Origin of the sequence: Actinomadura gamaensis, assembly GCF_042652125.1 — a bacterium.
Classification (GTDB): domain Bacteria; phylum Actinomycetota; class Actinomycetes; order Streptosporangiales; family Streptosporangiaceae; genus Spirillospora; species Spirillospora gamaensis.
The window spans coordinates 581,733-597,737 of sequence record NZ_JBHSIT010000003.1 but is presented as its reverse complement, the minus strand read 5'-3'; the positions used below and the strand labels follow the sequence as shown (position 1 = coordinate 597,737).

Annotated in this window: 14 protein-coding genes; 6 read left to right on the top strand and 8 right to left on the bottom strand. The window is 75.6% G+C overall.

Going from position 1 to position 16,005, the window contains the following annotated elements:
* Window positions 1-87: 87 nt before the first annotated feature.
* Together ACFPCY_RS13005 and ACFPCY_RS13000 are read left to right on the top strand one after the other, a co-directional pair.
* Window positions 88-1,107, top strand: a complete 1,020-nt coding sequence (locus tag ACFPCY_RS13005; RefSeq protein WP_378254680.1) for a class I SAM-dependent methyltransferase — start codon at window positions 88-90, stop codon at window positions 1,105-1,107.
* Window positions 1,104-1,865, top strand: a complete 762-nt coding sequence (locus tag ACFPCY_RS13000) for an SDR family NAD(P)-dependent oxidoreductase (RefSeq protein ID WP_378254678.1) — start codon at window positions 1,104-1,106, stop codon at window positions 1,863-1,865. Before ACFPCY_RS13005 ends, ACFPCY_RS13000 begins: the two co-directional genes overlap by 4 nt.
* 153 nt (window positions 1,866-2,018) lie before the next feature.
* Here ACFPCY_RS13000 and ACFPCY_RS12995 read toward each other — a convergent pair whose 3' ends face one another.
* Together ACFPCY_RS12995 and ACFPCY_RS12990 are read right to left on the bottom strand one after the other, a co-directional pair.
* Window positions 2,019-2,744, bottom strand: a complete 726-nt coding sequence (locus tag ACFPCY_RS12995) for a GntR family transcriptional regulator (protein ID WP_378254676.1) — start codon at window positions 2,742-2,744, stop codon at window positions 2,019-2,021.
* Between the two features lie 49 nt (window positions 2,745-2,793).
* The gene (locus ACFPCY_RS12990; RefSeq protein ID WP_378254674.1) at window positions 2,794-3,558 is read right to left on the bottom strand and encodes an alpha/beta fold hydrolase; all 765 of its coding nucleotides are present in this window, start codon (window positions 3,556-3,558) and stop codon (window positions 2,794-2,796) included.
* Between the two features lie 194 nt (window positions 3,559-3,752).
* Between ACFPCY_RS12990 and ACFPCY_RS12985 the strand changes: the two genes are divergently transcribed.
* The 4 genes from ACFPCY_RS12985 to hpaD all read left to right on the top strand — a co-directional run bounded on the left by ACFPCY_RS12985 (window position 3,753) and on the right by hpaD (window position 8,974).
* Window positions 3,753-5,258: a fumarylacetoacetate hydrolase family protein gene (locus ACFPCY_RS12985; RefSeq protein WP_378254672.1), complete on the top strand. Its 1,506-nt coding sequence runs from the start codon at window positions 3,753-3,755 to the stop codon at window positions 5,256-5,258.
* Window positions 5,259-5,406: 148 nt separating this feature from the next.
* Entirely contained in the window at window positions 5,407-6,327 is a 921-nt protein-coding gene (gene dapA, locus ACFPCY_RS12980) for a 4-hydroxy-tetrahydrodipicolinate synthase (protein ID WP_378254669.1), read from the top strand.
* 65 nt (window positions 6,328-6,392) lie between these two features.
* A complete protein-coding gene (hpaE, locus tag ACFPCY_RS12975) occupies window positions 6,393-7,949 on the top strand; it encodes a 5-carboxymethyl-2-hydroxymuconate semialdehyde dehydrogenase (RefSeq protein WP_378254668.1) in 1,557 nt (518 codons plus the stop codon).
* Window positions 7,946-8,974, top strand: a complete 1,029-nt coding sequence (hpaD, locus tag ACFPCY_RS12970) for a 3,4-dihydroxyphenylacetate 2,3-dioxygenase (RefSeq protein ID WP_378254666.1) — start codon at window positions 7,946-7,948, stop codon at window positions 8,972-8,974. Before hpaE ends, hpaD begins: the two co-directional genes overlap by 4 nt.
* A 68-nt stretch (window positions 8,975-9,042) precedes the next feature.
* Here the strand turns inward: hpaD and ACFPCY_RS12965 are convergent, their stop codons facing one another.
* The 6 genes from ACFPCY_RS12965 to ACFPCY_RS12940 are packed head-to-tail and all read right to left on the bottom strand — an operon-like array spanning window position 9,043 to window position 15,967.
* Entirely contained in the window at window positions 9,043-10,074 is a 1,032-nt protein-coding gene (locus ACFPCY_RS12965; RefSeq protein ID WP_378254664.1) for a 2-hydroxyacid dehydrogenase, read from the bottom strand.
* A 47-nt stretch (window positions 10,075-10,121) separates the two neighbouring features.
* Window positions 10,122-10,784, bottom strand: coding sequence for a histidine phosphatase family protein (locus ACFPCY_RS12960; protein ID WP_378254662.1), 663 nt, complete (start codon window positions 10,782-10,784; stop codon window positions 10,122-10,124).
* Window positions 10,781-12,292: an FGGY-family carbohydrate kinase gene (locus ACFPCY_RS12955; RefSeq protein WP_378254660.1), complete on the bottom strand. Its 1,512-nt coding sequence runs from the start codon at window positions 12,290-12,292 to the stop codon at window positions 10,781-10,783. Before ACFPCY_RS12955 ends, ACFPCY_RS12960 begins: the two co-directional genes overlap by 4 nt.
* A complete protein-coding gene (locus ACFPCY_RS12950) occupies window positions 12,289-13,809 on the bottom strand; it encodes an FGGY family carbohydrate kinase (protein ID WP_378254659.1) in 1,521 nt (506 codons plus the stop codon). The genes ACFPCY_RS12955 and ACFPCY_RS12950 overlap by 4 nt, the downstream gene beginning before the upstream one ends.
* Window positions 13,810-13,824: 15 nt before the next feature.
* A complete protein-coding gene (locus ACFPCY_RS12945) occupies window positions 13,825-15,066 on the bottom strand; it encodes a sugar ABC transporter permease (protein ID WP_378254656.1) in 1,242 nt (413 codons plus the stop codon).
* Window positions 15,059-15,967: an ATP-binding cassette domain-containing protein gene (locus tag ACFPCY_RS12940; protein WP_378254654.1), complete on the bottom strand. Its 909-nt coding sequence runs from the start codon at window positions 15,965-15,967 to the stop codon at window positions 15,059-15,061. Before ACFPCY_RS12940 ends, ACFPCY_RS12945 begins: the two co-directional genes overlap by 8 nt.
* Window positions 15,968-16,005: the final 38 nt, after the last annotated feature.

Genomic DNA, 16,005 nt, shown 5'->3' with positions numbered 1-16,005 from the left:
ACCGGTCGCGGGACCGGGCCGCGGTCCCTGGCCGTCGCGCCACAGATCGTATAGCATCTGGCATATTCTTTGCAGAAGGGAATCCCCATGCCGCTCCGCGCCCCGACGCCGCCCTCCGCCGATGCCGACCCGTCCGGCGCCGACCCGTCCGCCATCGTCGGCGTCGCCACCGGCTACATGGCCGCCAAGCAGCTCTTCGCCGCCAGCGAGGCGGGCCTTTTCGCCGCGCTCGCGGACGGCCCGGCCGACGCCGCCGGGATCGCCGAGCGCGCGGGAATCCCCGAGCGCGCCGCGCGCATCCTCGGCGACGCGATGGCGGCGTGCGGGCTGCTCGTCCGCGCGGACGGCCGGTACGCCAACTCCCCCGCCGCCGCGGCCCACCTCGCGGGCGGCGGCGACCTGGACCTGCGTCCGTTCCTGGCCTTCCTCGACTCGATCAGCTACGGGCACTGGCTCGGGTTCGCCGAGACCGTCCGCACCGCCGAACCGCGCCCGCTCGACCTGGCCGGGGCCCGCATGGACGCCTTCCTCGGCGGCGTCATGACCTACAACGCCCTGCACGCGCGGATGCTCGCGCGCTGCTTCGACTTCACGCCGTTCGCGCGCGTCCTCGACCTCGGCGGGCTGTCCGGCTCGTTCCTGGCCGAGGCGCTGCGCGCGGCGGAGAAGGCGCGGGGCGTGTTCGCGTCGGGCGGCGAGCTGGTCGAGTTCGCCCGCAAGGTGATGGTGGACGCGGGCGTCGGCGACCGCGTCGAGGTGCTCCAGACCGACCCGGTGGACGGCGAGCTGCCCGGCGGCTTCGATCTCGTCCTGCTGGAGCACGTCGTGCACCGGTACGACGCGGAGCAGAACAGGGCGATCATCCGGCGGGCGCGCGAGGCCGCCGCCGACGGCGGCACGCTGGTGCTGCTGGACTTCTTCCTCGACGACGACCCCGAACAGCGCCTGCTGGACGCCGTCCACGCCGGGGAGTACCTCGTCATCGACGGGACGGTCGTCCACCCCGAGGCCGAGGTGCGCGGCTGGCTGGCGGACGCCGGCTGGACGCCCGTCGAGACCCGCGCGCTGCCCGGCAGCCCGCGGATCATCATCGCGGAGGCCCGGTGAGCGCCGGGCGCAGCGTCCTGGTCACCGGCGCGGCGAGCGGCATCGGCCGCGCGGTCGCGGCGGCGTTCGCCGCGGCGGGCGACCGCGTGGTGCTGGCCGACCGGGACGGCGTGGCCGCCGAGCGCGCCGCCAAGGAGCTCGGCGGCCACGCCGTCGCCCACGCCGTCACCCACGCCGTCACTATGGACGTCACCGACGCCGCCGCCGTCGCCGCCGGGACGGCCCGCGCCGCCGAGCTGGCCGGCCCGGTCGAGGTGCTGGTCAACAACGCCGGGATCGTGGCGGGCGGCGGCCCGCTGCTGACGCTGCCGCTGGACGTGCTGGACGCCGTCGTCGCGGTGAACCTGCGCGGCACCTTCACCGTCACGCAGGCGGTCGCCGCGCGGATGGCCGAGCACGGGCGCGGCGGGCGGATCGTCAACATCAGCTCGATCGGCGCGCGCCAGCCGACCGCCGGGCTCGGCCACTACGAGGCGACCAAGGCGGCGGTGGACGCGCTGACCCGCACGGCCGCGCTCGAACTGGCCGGGCACGGCATCCGCGTCAACGGCGTCGCGCCCGGACCGGTGCGCACCCCGATGACCGCCGGGCTGATGGACGACCCGGCCGCCCGCGCGGCCTGGGAGAGCCGGATCCCGCTGGGCCGGGTCGCCGTCACCGGCGACATCGTGCCGCTGGTGCTGTTCCTGGCGTCCGACCAGGCCGCGCACATCACCGGCGCGGTCGTCCAGGTGGACGGCGGGCAGCTCCTGACCTGAGCGCCCGCCGCCTCATCCCCGGCGGCGGGCGTTCGAAAGCGAACGTGCCGTCTCCCTCGCGCCGGAGGGGGACGGCACGTTCCCTTTTCCCGGCACGTCCCCTTTCCGGCACGTTCCTTCCCGGCACGTTCCTTTCCCGACGCGGGCCGCGTTTCAGCGCGAGCCGGGGCGGGCGGCGCTGTGCAGGGCCTCGGCGGTCGCGTTCTTGTGCGCGCACGCGACCCGCTCGATCTCGGCGGCGTCCCCGCCCGCCGAGATCAGGTCGAGGATCCGCGCGTGCTCCTCCACCGAGCGCCGGGCGCGGCCCGGGACGTAGGTGAAGGTGGACCGGCGCATGTGGTCCAGCCGGGCCCACTCGGCCTCCAGCAGGGCCCGCAGGTGCGCGTCCGGGCAGTGCTCGTAGATCGAGAAGTGGAACTCTCGGTTGAGGGCGGTGAAGGCGGCCGGGTCGAACTCCTCCAGCGCCTCCACCATCCGGTCGTTGACCGCGCGGGCCCGGTCGAGCTCGGCCGCGCCCATGTGCGGCGCGGAGATCGCCGTGGCGTAGCCCTCCAGGCGCGCCAGCACCTGGAGGGTGTGCTCGACCTGCTCGGCGTCGAACACCGCCACCCGCGCGCCGACGTTGCGCACGACCTCCACCAGCCCGTCGGACTGGAGCCTGCGCAGCGCCTCCCGCAGCGGGATCGTGCTGACCCCGGTCTCCTGCGCGAGCTGGTTGATGACCAGCCGGTACCCCGGCACGTAGGTGCCGTCCAGGATGCGCGAGCGCAGCAGCTCGTAGCAGTACTCGGCCTTGGACTCCTTGCGCGGCGGCTCCTCGCGCGGTGACCGCGCGCGCGCCGACTTCCCGCGCTGGACCTGCTTGCCGACGGGACTCACCCGGTTCTCCTCACCCTCGGTCCGCCCCCGTGACGCGTCCTCGCACCGGTCACCGCGCCAGCGCGTCCAGGACGGCGCCGCGGAACGCGGTCCCGCCCAGCGCCTCCAGATGCCCGCCGGGGACGGTGACCAGCCGGGCCTCGCCGAGGTGCTCCACGAGACCGTCGATGCCCTTTGCCAGGTCGTCATTTTCTCCCACGACGAGCACCGGTGGCACCCGGCCCGGCCACCGGCCGCCCGTGAAGGGCGTCGAGCGCAGTCCCTCGACGCAGAGGGCGAGGCCGCGGGCACGGTCGCCGTGCTGCCGGAGCATGCCCGCGATGGCGGCCGTGAACGGGTCGTCCGGGACGTCCCCGCCGGTCACGGCCCGGTGCAGCGCGGCGACGTCCACGGCGGTGAACGGCTCGGCCGGGCTGAGGCCGCCGAGCACGGCGCGCTCGACGCGCTCCGGGGCCCGGGCGACGACCTCCCAGGCCAGCCGCGCGCCGAGGGAGTAGCCGACGATGTCGAAGCGGTCCGCGCCCGCCCCGTCCATGACCGCGAGGAGGTCGCGGGCGAGCGCGGGGGCGGTGGCCTCGGCGGCGCTCGCGGGCGCGGGCGCGGCGCCGTGCCCGGCCAGATCGGGGACGACGACGGCACGGCCCGTGGCCGCGATCGCGCCGGCGGTGCCGGGAACGATCCAGTCGGCGGCCCCGTCGGAGCCGAACCCGTGCACGAGCAGCACGGGCGGGGCGTCGACGGGTGCGTCGGCGGCTGCGCCGGCGGGGGGCTCGGGGGGCAGCGCGCGCACGGCCGGCCCGGTGGCGTCCGACATCAGACAGCACCTCCTAGAGGATTTCGCATACGATTTGCGATCGTACCTCACCCCGGACCGCCTCCCGGCGGCCCCTCCCCGCCCGGCTCCTCGCTCCCGGCCCTCGTAATCGTGCATGACTTCATATACGATTTCAGTGATCAGTGGGCCGGGGCCCGTCCGGCCCCGCTCCCGTACCCCCACAGGAGAGCCCCGTGCCGCATCCCCTGGGCGACCGGCCGTCGAAGATCATCGCCGTCCATCTGAACTTCCCGTCCCGGGCGCGGGAGCGCGGGCGCGTGCCCGCCCGGCCGTCCTACTTCCTCAAGCCGCCGTCCTCGCTGGCCGGGACCGGCGATCCGCTGCGCCGTCCGGCGGGCTGCGAGCTGCTCGCCTTCGAGGGCGAGATCGCGCTGGTCGTCGGGCGGACCGCGCGCCGGGTCGCGCCCGCGGACGCGTGGGACCGCGTGGGCTGGGTGACCGCCGCCAACGACGCGGCCCTGCACGACCTCCGCCACGCCGACCGCGGCTCCAACCTGCGCTCCAAGGGCTCGGACGGCTTCACCCCGATCGGCCCGCGCCTGCTCCCCGCCCGCGAGGTGGACCCGGCCGGGCTGCGGCTGCGCACCTGGGTGAACGGCGAGCTGGTCCAGGACGACACCAGCGACACCCTGCTGTTCCCCTTCGCCGACCTGATCGCGGACCTGTCCCGGACGGTCACCCTGGAGCCCGGCGACGTCATCCTCACCGGCACCCCGGCGGGCGCGTCCGTGGTCGCCCCCGGCGACACCGTCGAGGTCGAGGTGTCCTGCGGGGAACGGTCCACAGGACGGCTGACCAGCCCCGTCGTCGAGGACCCCGAACCGCTCGCCGGCTGGGGCGCGATGCCGGAGGTGACCGAGGCCGACCGCGCGGACGCGTGGGGCCCGGCCTACGTCGCGCCGCCCGTCCTCGCCCCCGAGACGCTCAAGGCGCTGCGGGACGTCTCGACCGCCACCCTCAGCTCGCTCCTGCGCAAGCGCGGGCTCCAGCACATGACGATCGACGGCGTCCACCCGGCGGGCTGCACCCCGGGCGGCACCCCGGGCGGCACGGCGGGCGGCACGGCGGGCGGCACGGCGGGCGGCACGGCGGGCGGCGCGCAGGTCAAGCTCGTCGGCATCGCGCACACCCTGCGCTACCTGCCGCTGCGCGAGGACCTGTTCGAGCGGTACGGCGGCGGCATGAACGCGCAGAAGCGCGCGGTGGAGGAGCTGCGGCCCGGCCAGGTCCTCGTCATGGACGCCCGCCGGGACGCCTCCGCCGGGACCATCGGCGACATCCTCGCGCTGCGCGCCCGGCACCTCGGCGCGGCTGGGATCGTCACCGACGGCGGCCTGCGCGACAGCGCCGCCGTCGCCGGGCTCGGCCTGCCGGTGTTCCACGCGGGCGCGCATCCCGCCGTCCTCGGGCGCCGCCACGTGCCGTGGGACACCGGCCTTCCGGTCGGCTGCGGCGGCGCGCTCGTCCAGCCGGGGGACGTGCTGGTCGGCGACGCCGACGGCGTGGTCGTCCTGCCTCCCGAGCTGGCGGACGGCCTCGCCGCGGACGCCGTCGAGCAGGAGGCGCAGGAGCGGTTCATCGCCGAGCGCGTCGCCGCCGGGGAGCCGATCGACGGCCTGTACCCGCTCGGCCCGCGCTGGCGGGCCGCCTACGAGACCTGGCGCCGCGACCAGCGCTGACGCCACCCGCCAGACCTGGCGCCGCGACCAGCGCTGACGCCACCCGCCAAACCTGGCGCCGCGACCAGCGCCGACGCCATCCGCCAGACCTGACGGCGCGACCAGCGCCGACGCGCCGCGTCCTCTCCCCTGACTTCGAGGAGCATCCATGAAGTTCCGCACCGACCCGTCGGCGATCCGCGGGTCCATCGCGCCGGTCGTCACCCCGTTCACCGCCGAAGGCGAGCTCGACCACGCCGCGCTGCGCGGGCTGGTCCGCTGGCAGCTCGACTCGGGCTCGCACGGCGTCTCCCTCGGCGGCTCGACCGGCGAGCCGAGCGCGCAGACCGCCGCCGAGCGGATCGCGGCCATGCGCACCGCCGCCGGGGAGATCGCCGACCGCGTCCCGTTCCTTCCCGGCACGGGCGCGGCCCGCCTGGAGGAGACCATGGAGCTCACCTCCGCCGCCCGCGACCTCGGCGCGGACGCCGCCCTCGTCATCACGCCGTACTACGCGCGGCCCACGCAGGAGGCGCTGTACCGCTGGTACGCCGAGATCGCCCGCGAGTTCCCCGACCTGCCGATCGTCATCTACAACGTGCCGTCCCGCACCGCCGTGGACATCGCGCCCGAGACCGTCCGGCGGCTGTTCGGCGACTTCGCCAACATCGTCGGGATCAAGGAGACCACGCGGGACTTCGAGCACTTCTCCCGCGTCCTGCACGCCTGCGGCCCGGAGCTGCTGGTCTGGTCGGGCATCGAGCTGCTCTGCCTGCCGCTGCTCGCGCTCGGCGGCGCGGGGTTCGTCAGCGCCGTGGCGAACCTCGCCCCGGCCGCCGTCGCCCGCATGTACGAGCTGTGGACGGCCGGTGACCACGACGCCGCCCGCGACCTGCACTTCCGCCTCCACCCCCTCGTCGACCTGCTGTTCGTGGAGACGAACCCGGCGCCCGCCAAGTGGGTGCTGCGAGAGCGGGGACGCATCCCGTCGGGGTTCGTCCGGCCGCCGCTCACCGAACCGTCCGACGAGGCCCTGGTGCGCGTCCGCGCGCTGCTCGACGAGGGCGGCGACCTCACCGGCGGGCTCTGACGGCCCGCCGAGCCCGGCGCGGGATCCCAGCCCGCGCCCCCCGCAACCGACCGGAAGAGAGCACGATGCCCCTCCCCCTGCCCCAGCCCCAGTCCCTCTCGCAGCCCCGACGGCCGGGTGCGCGCCGTCCGGACGGCCTGCCGGACCGCATCCGGCACTGGATCGCCGGAGCGCCCGCGTGCAGCGCCGACGGCGCGGAGTTCGACGTCGCCGACCCCGTCACCAACACCCGCTACGCCACCGCCGCCGCGGGCGGCCCCGCCGACGTGGACCGCGCCGTCGCCGCGGCCCGCGCCGCCTTCCCGGCCTGGGCGGCGCTCGGCACCCGCGAGCGGGCGAGCCTGCTCGTCCGCATCGCCGAGGCGGTCGAGGCCCGGGAGGACCGGCTGGCCGAGTTCGAGTCGTTCGACTCGGGCCTGCCGATCACCCAGGCGCGCGGGCAGGCGCGCCGCGCCGCCGAGAACTTCCGCTACTTCGCCGACGTGATCGTCGCGCTCGGCGAGGAGGCCTACCGGGTCGGATCGCAGCAGCTCAACTACGTGGTGCGGACGCCCGCGGGGGTGGCCGGGCTGATCACCCCGTGGAACACTCCGTTCATGCTGGAGAGCTGGAAGCTCGCCCCGGCGCTCGCGGCGGGCTGCACGGTGGTGCTGAAGCCCGCCGAATGGACCCCGCTGTCGGCGGGCCTGTGGCCCGAGATCCTGACCGAGGCGGGGCTGCCCGCCGGGGTCGTCAACATCGTGCACGGCGCGGGCGAGGTCGCCGGGCAGGCCCTGGTCGACCACCCGGACGTCCCGCTGCTGTCGTTCACCGGCTCCACCGACACCGGCCGCCACATCATGCGCTGCGCGGCCGACGGGCTGAAGGCGCTGTCGATGGAGCTGGGCGGCAAGTCCCCGGTGATCGTCTTCGCCGACGCGGACCTGTCCGCCGCGCTCGACTCGGCCGTGTTCGGCGTGTTCTCCCTGAACGGCGAGCGCTGCACGGCGGGCTCCCGGATCCTCGTGGAGCGGCCGGTCTACGAGGAGTTCGTCGCGCGCGTCGCCGAGCGGGCCGAGCGGGTGCGGGTCGGCGCGCCGGGCGACCCGGCCACCGAGGTCGGCGCGCTCGTCCACCCCGAGCACCACGCCCGCGTCCTCGCGTACGTCGAGGCCGGACGCGAGGAGGCCCGGCTCGTCGCGGGCGGCGACCGCCCGGCCGGCCTGCCCGAGGGCAACTACCTGCGGCCCACGGTGTTCGCCGACGTCCCCCGCGACGCCCGGATCTTCCAGGAGGAGATCTTCGGCCCGGTGGTGGCGATCGCGCCGTTCGACGACGAGGCGGAGGCGGTCGAGCTCGCCAACGCCACCCGCTACGGCCTGGCCGCCTACGTGTGGACGGGCGACCTGCGCCGCGCGCACCGGATGGCGCACGCGGTCGAGTCCGGCATGGTCTGGGTGAACTCGCACAACGTCCGCGACCTGCGCACCCCGTTCGGCGGGGTGAAGGACTCCGGCCTCGGCCGCGAGGGCGGCGCGCACAGCATCGACTTCTTCTCCGAGACCAAGATCGTGCACCTCATGCTCGGCGAGGTGCGCACCCCGCGCTTCGGCGCGGACAGCGAAGAAGGCAGGACCCCGTGACCGTACCGCCCCCCGACGTCGTCCGTTCCGCCTACGCCCAGCTCGCCGTCACCGACCTCGCGGCCGCCCGCTGGTTCTGGGTGGACATGCTCGGGCTGCACGTCCAGCACGCCGGCGACCGCACCCTCTACCTGCGCGGCACCGACGAGCTGACCCACCATTCGCTCGTGCTGCGCGAGGGACCGGTCGCCGCGCTCGACCACCTCGCCTACCGCGTCCGCACCGCCGCCGACGTGGACCGGGCGGAGGCGTTCTTCCGCGCGCTCGGCCGGCCGGTGCGGCGCGTCCCGGCGGGCGCGGGCGCGCACGGCGTCGGCGACGCCGTGCGCGTGCTCGACCCGCTCGGCTTCCCGGTCGAGTTCTTCCACGAGATAGCGCGTGGGGAGCGGCTCATCCAGCGCTACGACCTGCACCGGGGCGCGCACATCGCGCGCCTGGACCACTTCAACATCTGCACCCCGGACATTTCCGCCGCCTACGACCACTACCGCTCGCTCGGCTTCGGCTGCTCGGAGACCATCGAGGGCGACGGCCACGAGCTGTACGCGGCGTGGATGTACCGCAAGCAGACCGTCCACGACGTCGCGTTCACCGGCGGCGCGGGGCCGCGCCTGCACCACGTCGGGATGGCCACGCACGAGTCGCACCAGGTGCTGAGGACGGCCGACGTGTTCGGCTCGCTCGGCAAGGAGCACCACATCGAGCGCGGCCCCGGCCGGCACGGCGTGTCCAACGCCTTCTACGTCTACCTGCGCGACCCGGACGGGCACCGCGTGGAGCTCTACACCTCCGACTACTACACCGGCGATCCCGACCACGAGACGTTCCGGTGGAACGTGCGCGACGACCGCCGCCGCGACTTCTGGGGCAACGCGGTGATCGAGTCCTGGTACAAGGAGGCGTCCCCGGTGCTCGACCTGGACGGCGCCGTCCAGCCGGTCGCCGAGGCCGCGCTGGACGAGTCGGCCGTGCGCGTCGGCGCGGACGGCCTGGGCACCTCCGCCGAGGCCCCGGCGGGCTCCTGACCGGTCCCTGCGTCCGCTGCGCCGGCTGTCCGCTGCGTCCGCTGCGCCGCCTCGCCGGCCTCGCCGCGTCAGCGGCCGAGGACCTCGGGGTTGGCGCAGTGGAGCAGGGGTTCGCCCCGCAGGTGGCGGGCGACGTCCCCGGCGAGGATGCGGGCGGCGTTCCTCGCCGTCTGCTTGCTCGCGCCCGCCAGGTGCGGGGTGAGCGTGAGGTTGGGCGTGGTCAGCAGCCTCGATCCGGCCGGGACGGGCTCCTCGGGGAAGACGTCGCAGGCCGCCGCGTAGAGGTGCCCCTTGTCCAGGGCGTCGCAGAGGGCGTCGTAGTCGAGCAGGGCGCCGCGCGCGCAGTTGACGACGACCGCGCCCTCCGGCAGGGCGGCCAGCTCGGCGGCGCCGATCATGCCGGTGGTCTCCGGCGTGACGCGGGCGTGCAGGGAGAGGATCTGCGCCCGGGCGAGCAGCTCGTCCAGCGGGACCGGCTCGGCGACGCCGCCGAGGTCGGTCGCGTACGGGTCGTGGACGAGGACGCGCGCGCCCAGGGCGTGCAGCATGCGCGCGACGCGGCTGCCGACCGCGCCGTAGCCGACCAGGCCGACCGTGCTGCCCTCGATCTCCGGGCCGACGGCCTCGTACCGGTAGTAGTCGCCGCGCCACAGGCCCGCGTGCAGGTCCGCGTGGGTCTGCGGGATCCGCCGGACGGCCGCCATGATCATGCCGAGGGTGTGCTCGGCGGTCGCGGCGGCGTTCCGGCCGGGCGCGAAGGCCACCGCGACGCCGTGCTCGGTCGCCGCCTCCAGGTTCGCGTTGACCGGCCCGCCCCGGCTGACGCCGAAGAACGCCAGGTCCGGGCACGCCTCCAGGACGCGCCGGGTGAGCGGCGCCATCTGCGTCACGCAGACCTCGGCGCCGCGCAGCGCCTCGATCAGCTCGTCCTCGGTGCCGGACGCCTCGTCCACCTCGGCGACCCGTCCGAACGGCTCGACCGGCCAGGGCAGGGTCAGCTCGGTGAACTCCAGGTCGGCGGAGGTCTCGGCGCGGACGGCCTCGACGAGCAGCCGGTTGAGGACGAAGTGGTCGCCTGCGGCGAGCACGCGGACGGACATGGCGGTACTCCCGGGATGAGGTGCGAGGGATCAGCGGGGGGCTGCTGTCAGTGGGCGGTGGTGGTCGGCTCGGAACGCCGGCCGTTGCCGGGCACTCCGAGGGCTCCGCGCAGGGGCGTGTTGAACTCCAGCAGGGCGGCGTGGCCGTCCGCCAGGCGCAGTTCGGTGAGCGCGCAGTTCCGCACGGACGGGAACACGCGCCGGTACTCGCTCAGCGGCAGCGACAGGTAGTGGCAGAGGACGAGGCGGATCGCCGTGGTGTGCGCGACGACCATGACGCGGCCGTCGGGGTGCCGCGCGACGATCTCGTCCAGGCAGGAGCTGAAGCGCTCGGCGGCGGCGTGCGGGTCCTCGCCGCCGGGCAGGTGGCCGCTGACCGGGTCGTCGTGGAAGGCCTGGAGCGCGTCGGGGAAGCGCTCGCGCATCTCGGCGCGGGTGAGGCCCTCGGCGCGGCCGAAGTCCAGCTCGCGCAGGCGCGGGTCGATCCGCAGCGGCAGGCCGGTGGCCTCGGCGCTGAAGGACGCGGTGAGCCGGGCGCGGGTGAGGTCGGACGACCAGAGCCCGGACAGTCCCGCCCGCTGGGCCCATCCGGCCAGCAGGCCGGCCTGTTCCAGCCCGCGCGGGGTCAGCGCCACGTCGGAGACCCCGGCGTACCGGTTCTCGGCGTGCCATTCGGTCTCGCCGTGGCGGACCAGGACCAGGCGGGTCATGCGGACGTCCTTTCCCGTGCGTGCTCGGCGACCGGCCGGGGCAGCCAGCCGCGCCGTTCCAGCTCGCCGACCAGGCGGAGGTAGCCGCCGGCGAACCGGGTGTGGTGGGCGGGGCGGGGGTCCACGGTCGCGCGGACGGAGACCATCGCGGCGGCGACCTCGGGCAGCGCCTCCCCGGCGGACGCCGCGAGGACGGCCGCGCCGAGGGCCGGTTCGGCGTGCCCGGGGAGCGTCACCGGACGGCCGAGGACGTCCGCGCGGAGCTGGACCCAGTAGGCGCTGCGCGTCGCCCCGCCGGTGAGGGTGAGGTCACCGTCCACGGGCGCGCCGAGCATGGCGAGGTAGTCGAAGCACAACCGTTCGACGTATCCGACGCCCTGGAGGATCGAGGCGAACCGGTCCGCCTCGTCGCGGGGCTCGCCGAGGACGAAGCCGCGCGCCTCGGGGGCCACGAAGGGGAACCGCTCCCCCGCCGCTGCCAGCGGATAGGTCACCGCGTCCGAGGGCTCGTACGCGCCGGCGGCGCGGTCGAGCGCGGCCAGGTCGCGGCCCGGGAAGTCGCGGGTGATGATGCCCGCGCCGGTGCTGGACGCGCCGCCGGGCAGCCACCGCCCGTCGGGGGCGCGGTGCGAGTAGACGACGCCGTGCGGGTCCTGGACGAGGTCGTCGGTGACGCCCTTGAGGACGAGCGTGGTTCCCAGCACCGAGTTCCAGGAGCCGGCCGAGAGGCGGCCGGTGCCGAGCTGGGCGGCGCAGCCGTCGGTGCATCCGGCGATGACCGGGATGCCCGCGGGCAGGCCGGTGAACTCGGCGGCGGACGGCGCGACCACGCCCAGCGGCGTGCCGGAACGTTCCAAGGGCGGGAGCAGCCCCGCGGGCACGCCGAGTTCGCCGAGAACGTCGTGCGGCCAGTCCTCGGCGACCAGGTCGGCGCCGGTCTTCAGCGCGCTGCTGAGGTCGGTGGCGACCGGCCCGCCGGTGAGTCGCGCGTTGACGAAGTCGGTCTGGTGCGCCAGCCGGACCCCGCCGCCGTCCTGCCCGGGACCGCCGAACAGATCGCGCCGGTGTTCCAGCAGCCAGAGCAGCCGGGGCAGCGCCCACGCGGGCTGCATGCGCCGGTAGCCGAGCCGGCGCCAGACGTGCGCGCCCGCGCGGTCGACGCGTCCGACCTGGCCGGCGGCGCGCGTGTCGTCGTACATCAGGCCGGGCGTGAGCGGACGGCCCGCCCGGTCGGTCAGCAGGATCGTGCCGGACGTGCCGTCCACCGCCACCGCCTGGACGGCCCCGGCGGGGACGTCGCGCAGCGCCCGGCGGCAGGCCGCGCCCACGGCCGTCCACCAGGACTCGGGGTCCTGCTCGTGGCGGGGGCCGTCGCGGCGTCCGGTCAGCGGGTGGCCGCCCGCGCCGCGCACCTCCCCGCCGGCCGTCACGGCGACGGCCCGGACGCTCTGGGTGCCGAGGTCGACGCCGACCCACACCGCTTCGTCCCTGGCGCTCGGCCGGGTCACCGGTTCCCCCCGTCGGTTCGTTCGCGGTCGCGTGCTCCCGCCAGGATCGGCCACGTGGCCGACGCGGCGGCGCGCACGTCGAGAAAGGTCTGGTACATCCGCGTGTAGCGGTCCGCGCGGACGGGATCGGGCAGGTGGGTATCGCCGGCGCGCACGTGGGCGCGCGCGGCCTCGCCGATCGTGGCGGCCCGTCCCGTGGCGACCGCGCCGACCAGGAACGCGCCGCGCGCTCCGGCCTCGGCGTCCGCGGTCCGGACGACCGGGACGCCGGTGACGTCGGCCATCAGCCGGAGCCACGCCGGGCTGGCCGAGCCGCCGCCGCTGACGCGCAGCTCGGTGGGCGGCGTCCCGGCGGCCGCGAGGCAGTCGCGGACGACCAGGGTCAGCCCTTCGAGGACGGCCCGCGCCAGGTGCGGGCGCTCGTGCTCGACGGTCAGCCCGTGGAACGCGCCGCGCGCCTTCGGGTCGAGGAACGGAGCCCGCTCGCCCGCCGGGGACAGGTACGGCAGGAAGATCAGCCCGTCGGCGCCGGCCTCGGCCCGCCCGGCCAGCTCCGCCAGCCCGGCCGGGTCGCCGTCCAGGCCGAGCAGGCGGCAGGCCCAGTCGACGACCTGCCCTCCGGCGAGCGTCGGGAACGCCCGCAGGTAGCGTCCGCCCGCGAGGCCGAGGGCCACGGTCAGCCCGGACGGCTCGCCGTCGAGCACGGGCGCGTCGATGATCGTCTCGGTGCACAGGGTCGTGCCGAGGATGACGCACGCCTGGCCGGTCTCGGTGGCGCCCGCGCCGAACGCCGTCGAGGCGATGTCGTACGGCGCGAGGACGACCGGCGTGCCGGCGGGAAGGCCGAGCTCGTCCGCGACCCCGGCCGTCAGGCCCGCGACGCGCCGGTCGTCGGACCGCACGTCCGGCAGCAGGGGGCGCGCCCACTCCAGGTCGTAGAGGCGGAGCAGGTCGTCGGAGTACTCGCGCGCGGCGATGTCCATGAACGGGACGGACGCGTCCGACTCGTCCACGCCGATCTCGCCGGTCAGCCGCGCGAAGATCCAGCCGCCGCAGGTCAGGACGGTCGCCGAGCGGGCGAGCCGGTCCGGGTCGCGCGCGCGCAGCCAGGTGAGGATCGCGGTCGGGACGCCCGCGAACGACAGCGACCCGTTCGTGCGGAACGCCGCGTCCAGCACGCCCGCCGCGGCCCACCGCTCGACGGTCGCGGCGGCGCGCCCGTCGTTCCAGAGGATCGCCGGCCCGGTCGGACGGCCCGCCGCGTCGACCGGCCAGCAGCCGTCGCCCTGCGCGGTCACCGCCAGGTACGACACCGGCTCGCCGCCGAGCAGCCCGCGGACCTCGCGCAGGCCGCTCGCGACCGCCCGCCAGACCTCGTCCATGTCCTGCTCGGCGTGGCCGGGCGCGGGCCGCCGCACCTCGGTCGGGCGGCGGACGACCGCGCGCTCGGCGCCGCCGTCCGCGTAGCCGACCACCTTGATCATCGTGGTGCCCGCGTCGACGCACACGACTGCCATGGGCTCCCCTCCCGCTCAGGCCCGGCCGCGTGAGGCGCGCGACCGGCGGGCGACCGAGTCCAGCGCCACCGCCAGCATCAGCACGACGCCGGTGACCATGAACCGGTAGGAGGAGTCCAGGTTCAGCAGCGTCAGCCCGTTGGAGATGGACTGGATGACCAGGATGCCGAGCAGCGCCGCGAACGCGCCGCCGCGCCCGCCGAACAGGCTCGTCCCGCCGATGACGGCGGCGGCGATCGCGTTGAGGTTGACGTCGCCCGCGCCGGTGCTCTGGTTGGCCGCCGCGAGGCGGGCGGCGGCCAGGATGCCGCCGATCGCGGCGAGCGTGGTGCAGATGACGAACGCCGAGGTGTAGATCGTCCGCACGTTGATGCCCGCCCGGCGCGCGGCCTCGACGTTGCCGCCGACCGCGTACACGGCCTTGCCGTAGCTCGTGCGCGTCAGCACGTAGTGCGCGACGAGCACCAGCGCGAGGAAGAACACGAACATCCAGCCGACGCCCCGGTCCCGGTTGAGGTACCAGACCGCCAGCCCGAGGCCCGCGAGGGCGGCGGCGCCGCGCAGCACCAGCACCCGCTCGGACGTCGCGGACAGCCCGGCGCGGCGGCGCGCCACCGCGCGGGCGTGGCCGGTGCCGTACAGCGCCGCGGACGCCGCGACGACGAGCACGTACGCGAGCCACGCCGGGACGAAGTCGAGCTGCGCGAAGGTGACCAGCCGCGAGTCGAACGGCAGGTTGATCGCGCCCTTCGGCCCGAGGACGTGCAGCTGCACGCCGAGGAAGCCGAGCAGCCCGGCGAGCGTGATGACGAAGCTCGGCACCCCGAACCGGTTGAAGATCTGCGCGTACACCCAGCCGATCAGGCAGGCGAGCGCGACGGCGGCCAGGACGGCCAGCCACGGGTTCAGGCCCTGGTCGACGAACAGGACGGCGGTCACCGCCGCCGCGACGCCGCTGAGCGAGCCGACCGACAGGTCGATCTGCCCGACCAGCAGCATGAAGACCACGCCGAGCGCGATCACCCCGACCGGCACCATCTCCATGGTCAGGTTCGACAGGTTGTCGCTGGACAGGAAGACCGGGTTGAGGATCTGCATCACCGTCCAGATCACGACCAGCCCGGCGACCACGGGCGCGACGCCCAGGTCGCCGCCGCGCAGCCGGTCGGTGACGGCGGCGACCGCGCCGCGCGCGCCGGACGGCCCGTCCGCGCCGGTCCGGGCGGCCTCGGCGGGCCGCACGTCGAGGTCACTCATCGTCGGCGCCTTCCTTCTCGGCGGTGTTCTCGGTGGTGTCGTGCTCCGCGGAAGCGGTCGCCGGAACGGCGGGTTCCGGAACGGCGGGTTCCGGCGCGGGCCTGGCGGCGGCGGCGCGCTCGGCCGTGCGGCGGGCGCGGCGCGTGACCTCGTTGTCGGCGGCGCCGGTGATGGCCGCGACGATCTCCTCGGCGGACGCGGTGGCCGCGTCGAACACGCCGTTGTTGCGGCCGAGGCGCAGCACCGCGACGGTGTCGGCGACCGCCTTCACGTCGGCCATGTTGTGGGTGATCATGATGACCCCGTGGCCGCGCTCGCGCAGCCGCTCGATCAGGTTCAGCACCTCGGCGGTCTGCGCGACGCCGAGCGCGGCGGTCGGCTCGTCCAGGATGATGACCTTCGGGTCGCCGAGCAGCGAGCGGGCGATCGCGACGGTCTGCCGCTGCCCGCCCGACAGCCCGGCGACCGGGACCCGCACCGACGGGATCTTCGCCGAGAGCTGCTCCAGCAGCTCGCGCGAGCGGACCTCCATCGCGACGTCGTCCAGCCGCAGCCCGCGCAGCTCCCGGCCGAGGAACAGGTTCTCGATGACGTTGAGGTTCTCGCAGAGCGCGAGGTCCTGGAACACCGTCGCGATGCCGAGCTGCTGCGCCGCGGCCGGGCTCGCGACGGTGACCTCGCGGGACTCGAAGGTGATGGTCCCGGCGTCCGGCGGATGCACCCCCGACAGCGTCTTGACCAGGGTGGACTTGCCGGCGCCGTTGTCGCCCACCAGGGCGACGACCTCGCCCGCCGACACGTCGAGGTCGACGTCGGTGAGCGCGGCGACCGCGCCGAAGGACTTGCTGATGCCGCGCAGGGACAGCAGGGGGCCGGGCGGCGAAGGAGGCGATGGGGACATGACGAACCTTCGTGGCTGCGTTGGGGGCTGGAGCGGCG

Bases quoted from the DNA above. Each gene is read 5' to 3' on its own strand.
- ACFPCY_RS12940 (WP_378254654.1), bottom strand. From the start codon at position 15,967: ATGTCCCCATCGCCTCCTTCGCCGCCCGGCCCCCTGCTGTCCCTGCGC.
- ACFPCY_RS12990 (WP_378254674.1), bottom strand. From the start codon at position 3,558: ATGTCGGACGCCACCGGGCCGGCCGTGCGCGCGCTGCCCCCCGAGCCC.
- ACFPCY_RS12965 (WP_378254664.1), bottom strand. From the start codon at position 10,074: ATGTCCGTCCGCGTGCTCGCCGCAGGCGACCACTTCGTCCTCAACCGG.
- ACFPCY_RS12945 (WP_378254656.1), bottom strand. From the start codon at position 15,066: ATGAGTGACCTCGACGTGCGGCCCGCCGAGGCCGCCCGGACCGGCGCG.
- ACFPCY_RS12960 (WP_378254662.1), bottom strand. From the start codon at position 10,784: ATGACCCGCCTGGTCCTGGTCCGCCACGGCGAGACCGAATGGCACGCC.
- hpaE (WP_378254668.1), top strand. From the start codon at position 6,393: ATGCCCCTCCCCCTGCCCCAGCCCCAGTCCCTCTCGCAGCCCCGACGG.
- ACFPCY_RS12950 (WP_378254659.1), bottom strand. From the start codon at position 13,809: ATGGCAGTCGTGTGCGTCGACGCGGGCACCACGATGATCAAGGTGGTC.
- ACFPCY_RS13005 (WP_378254680.1), top strand. From the start codon at position 88: ATGCCGCTCCGCGCCCCGACGCCGCCCTCCGCCGATGCCGACCCGTCC.
- dapA (WP_378254669.1), top strand. From the start codon at position 5,407: ATGAAGTTCCGCACCGACCCGTCGGCGATCCGCGGGTCCATCGCGCCG.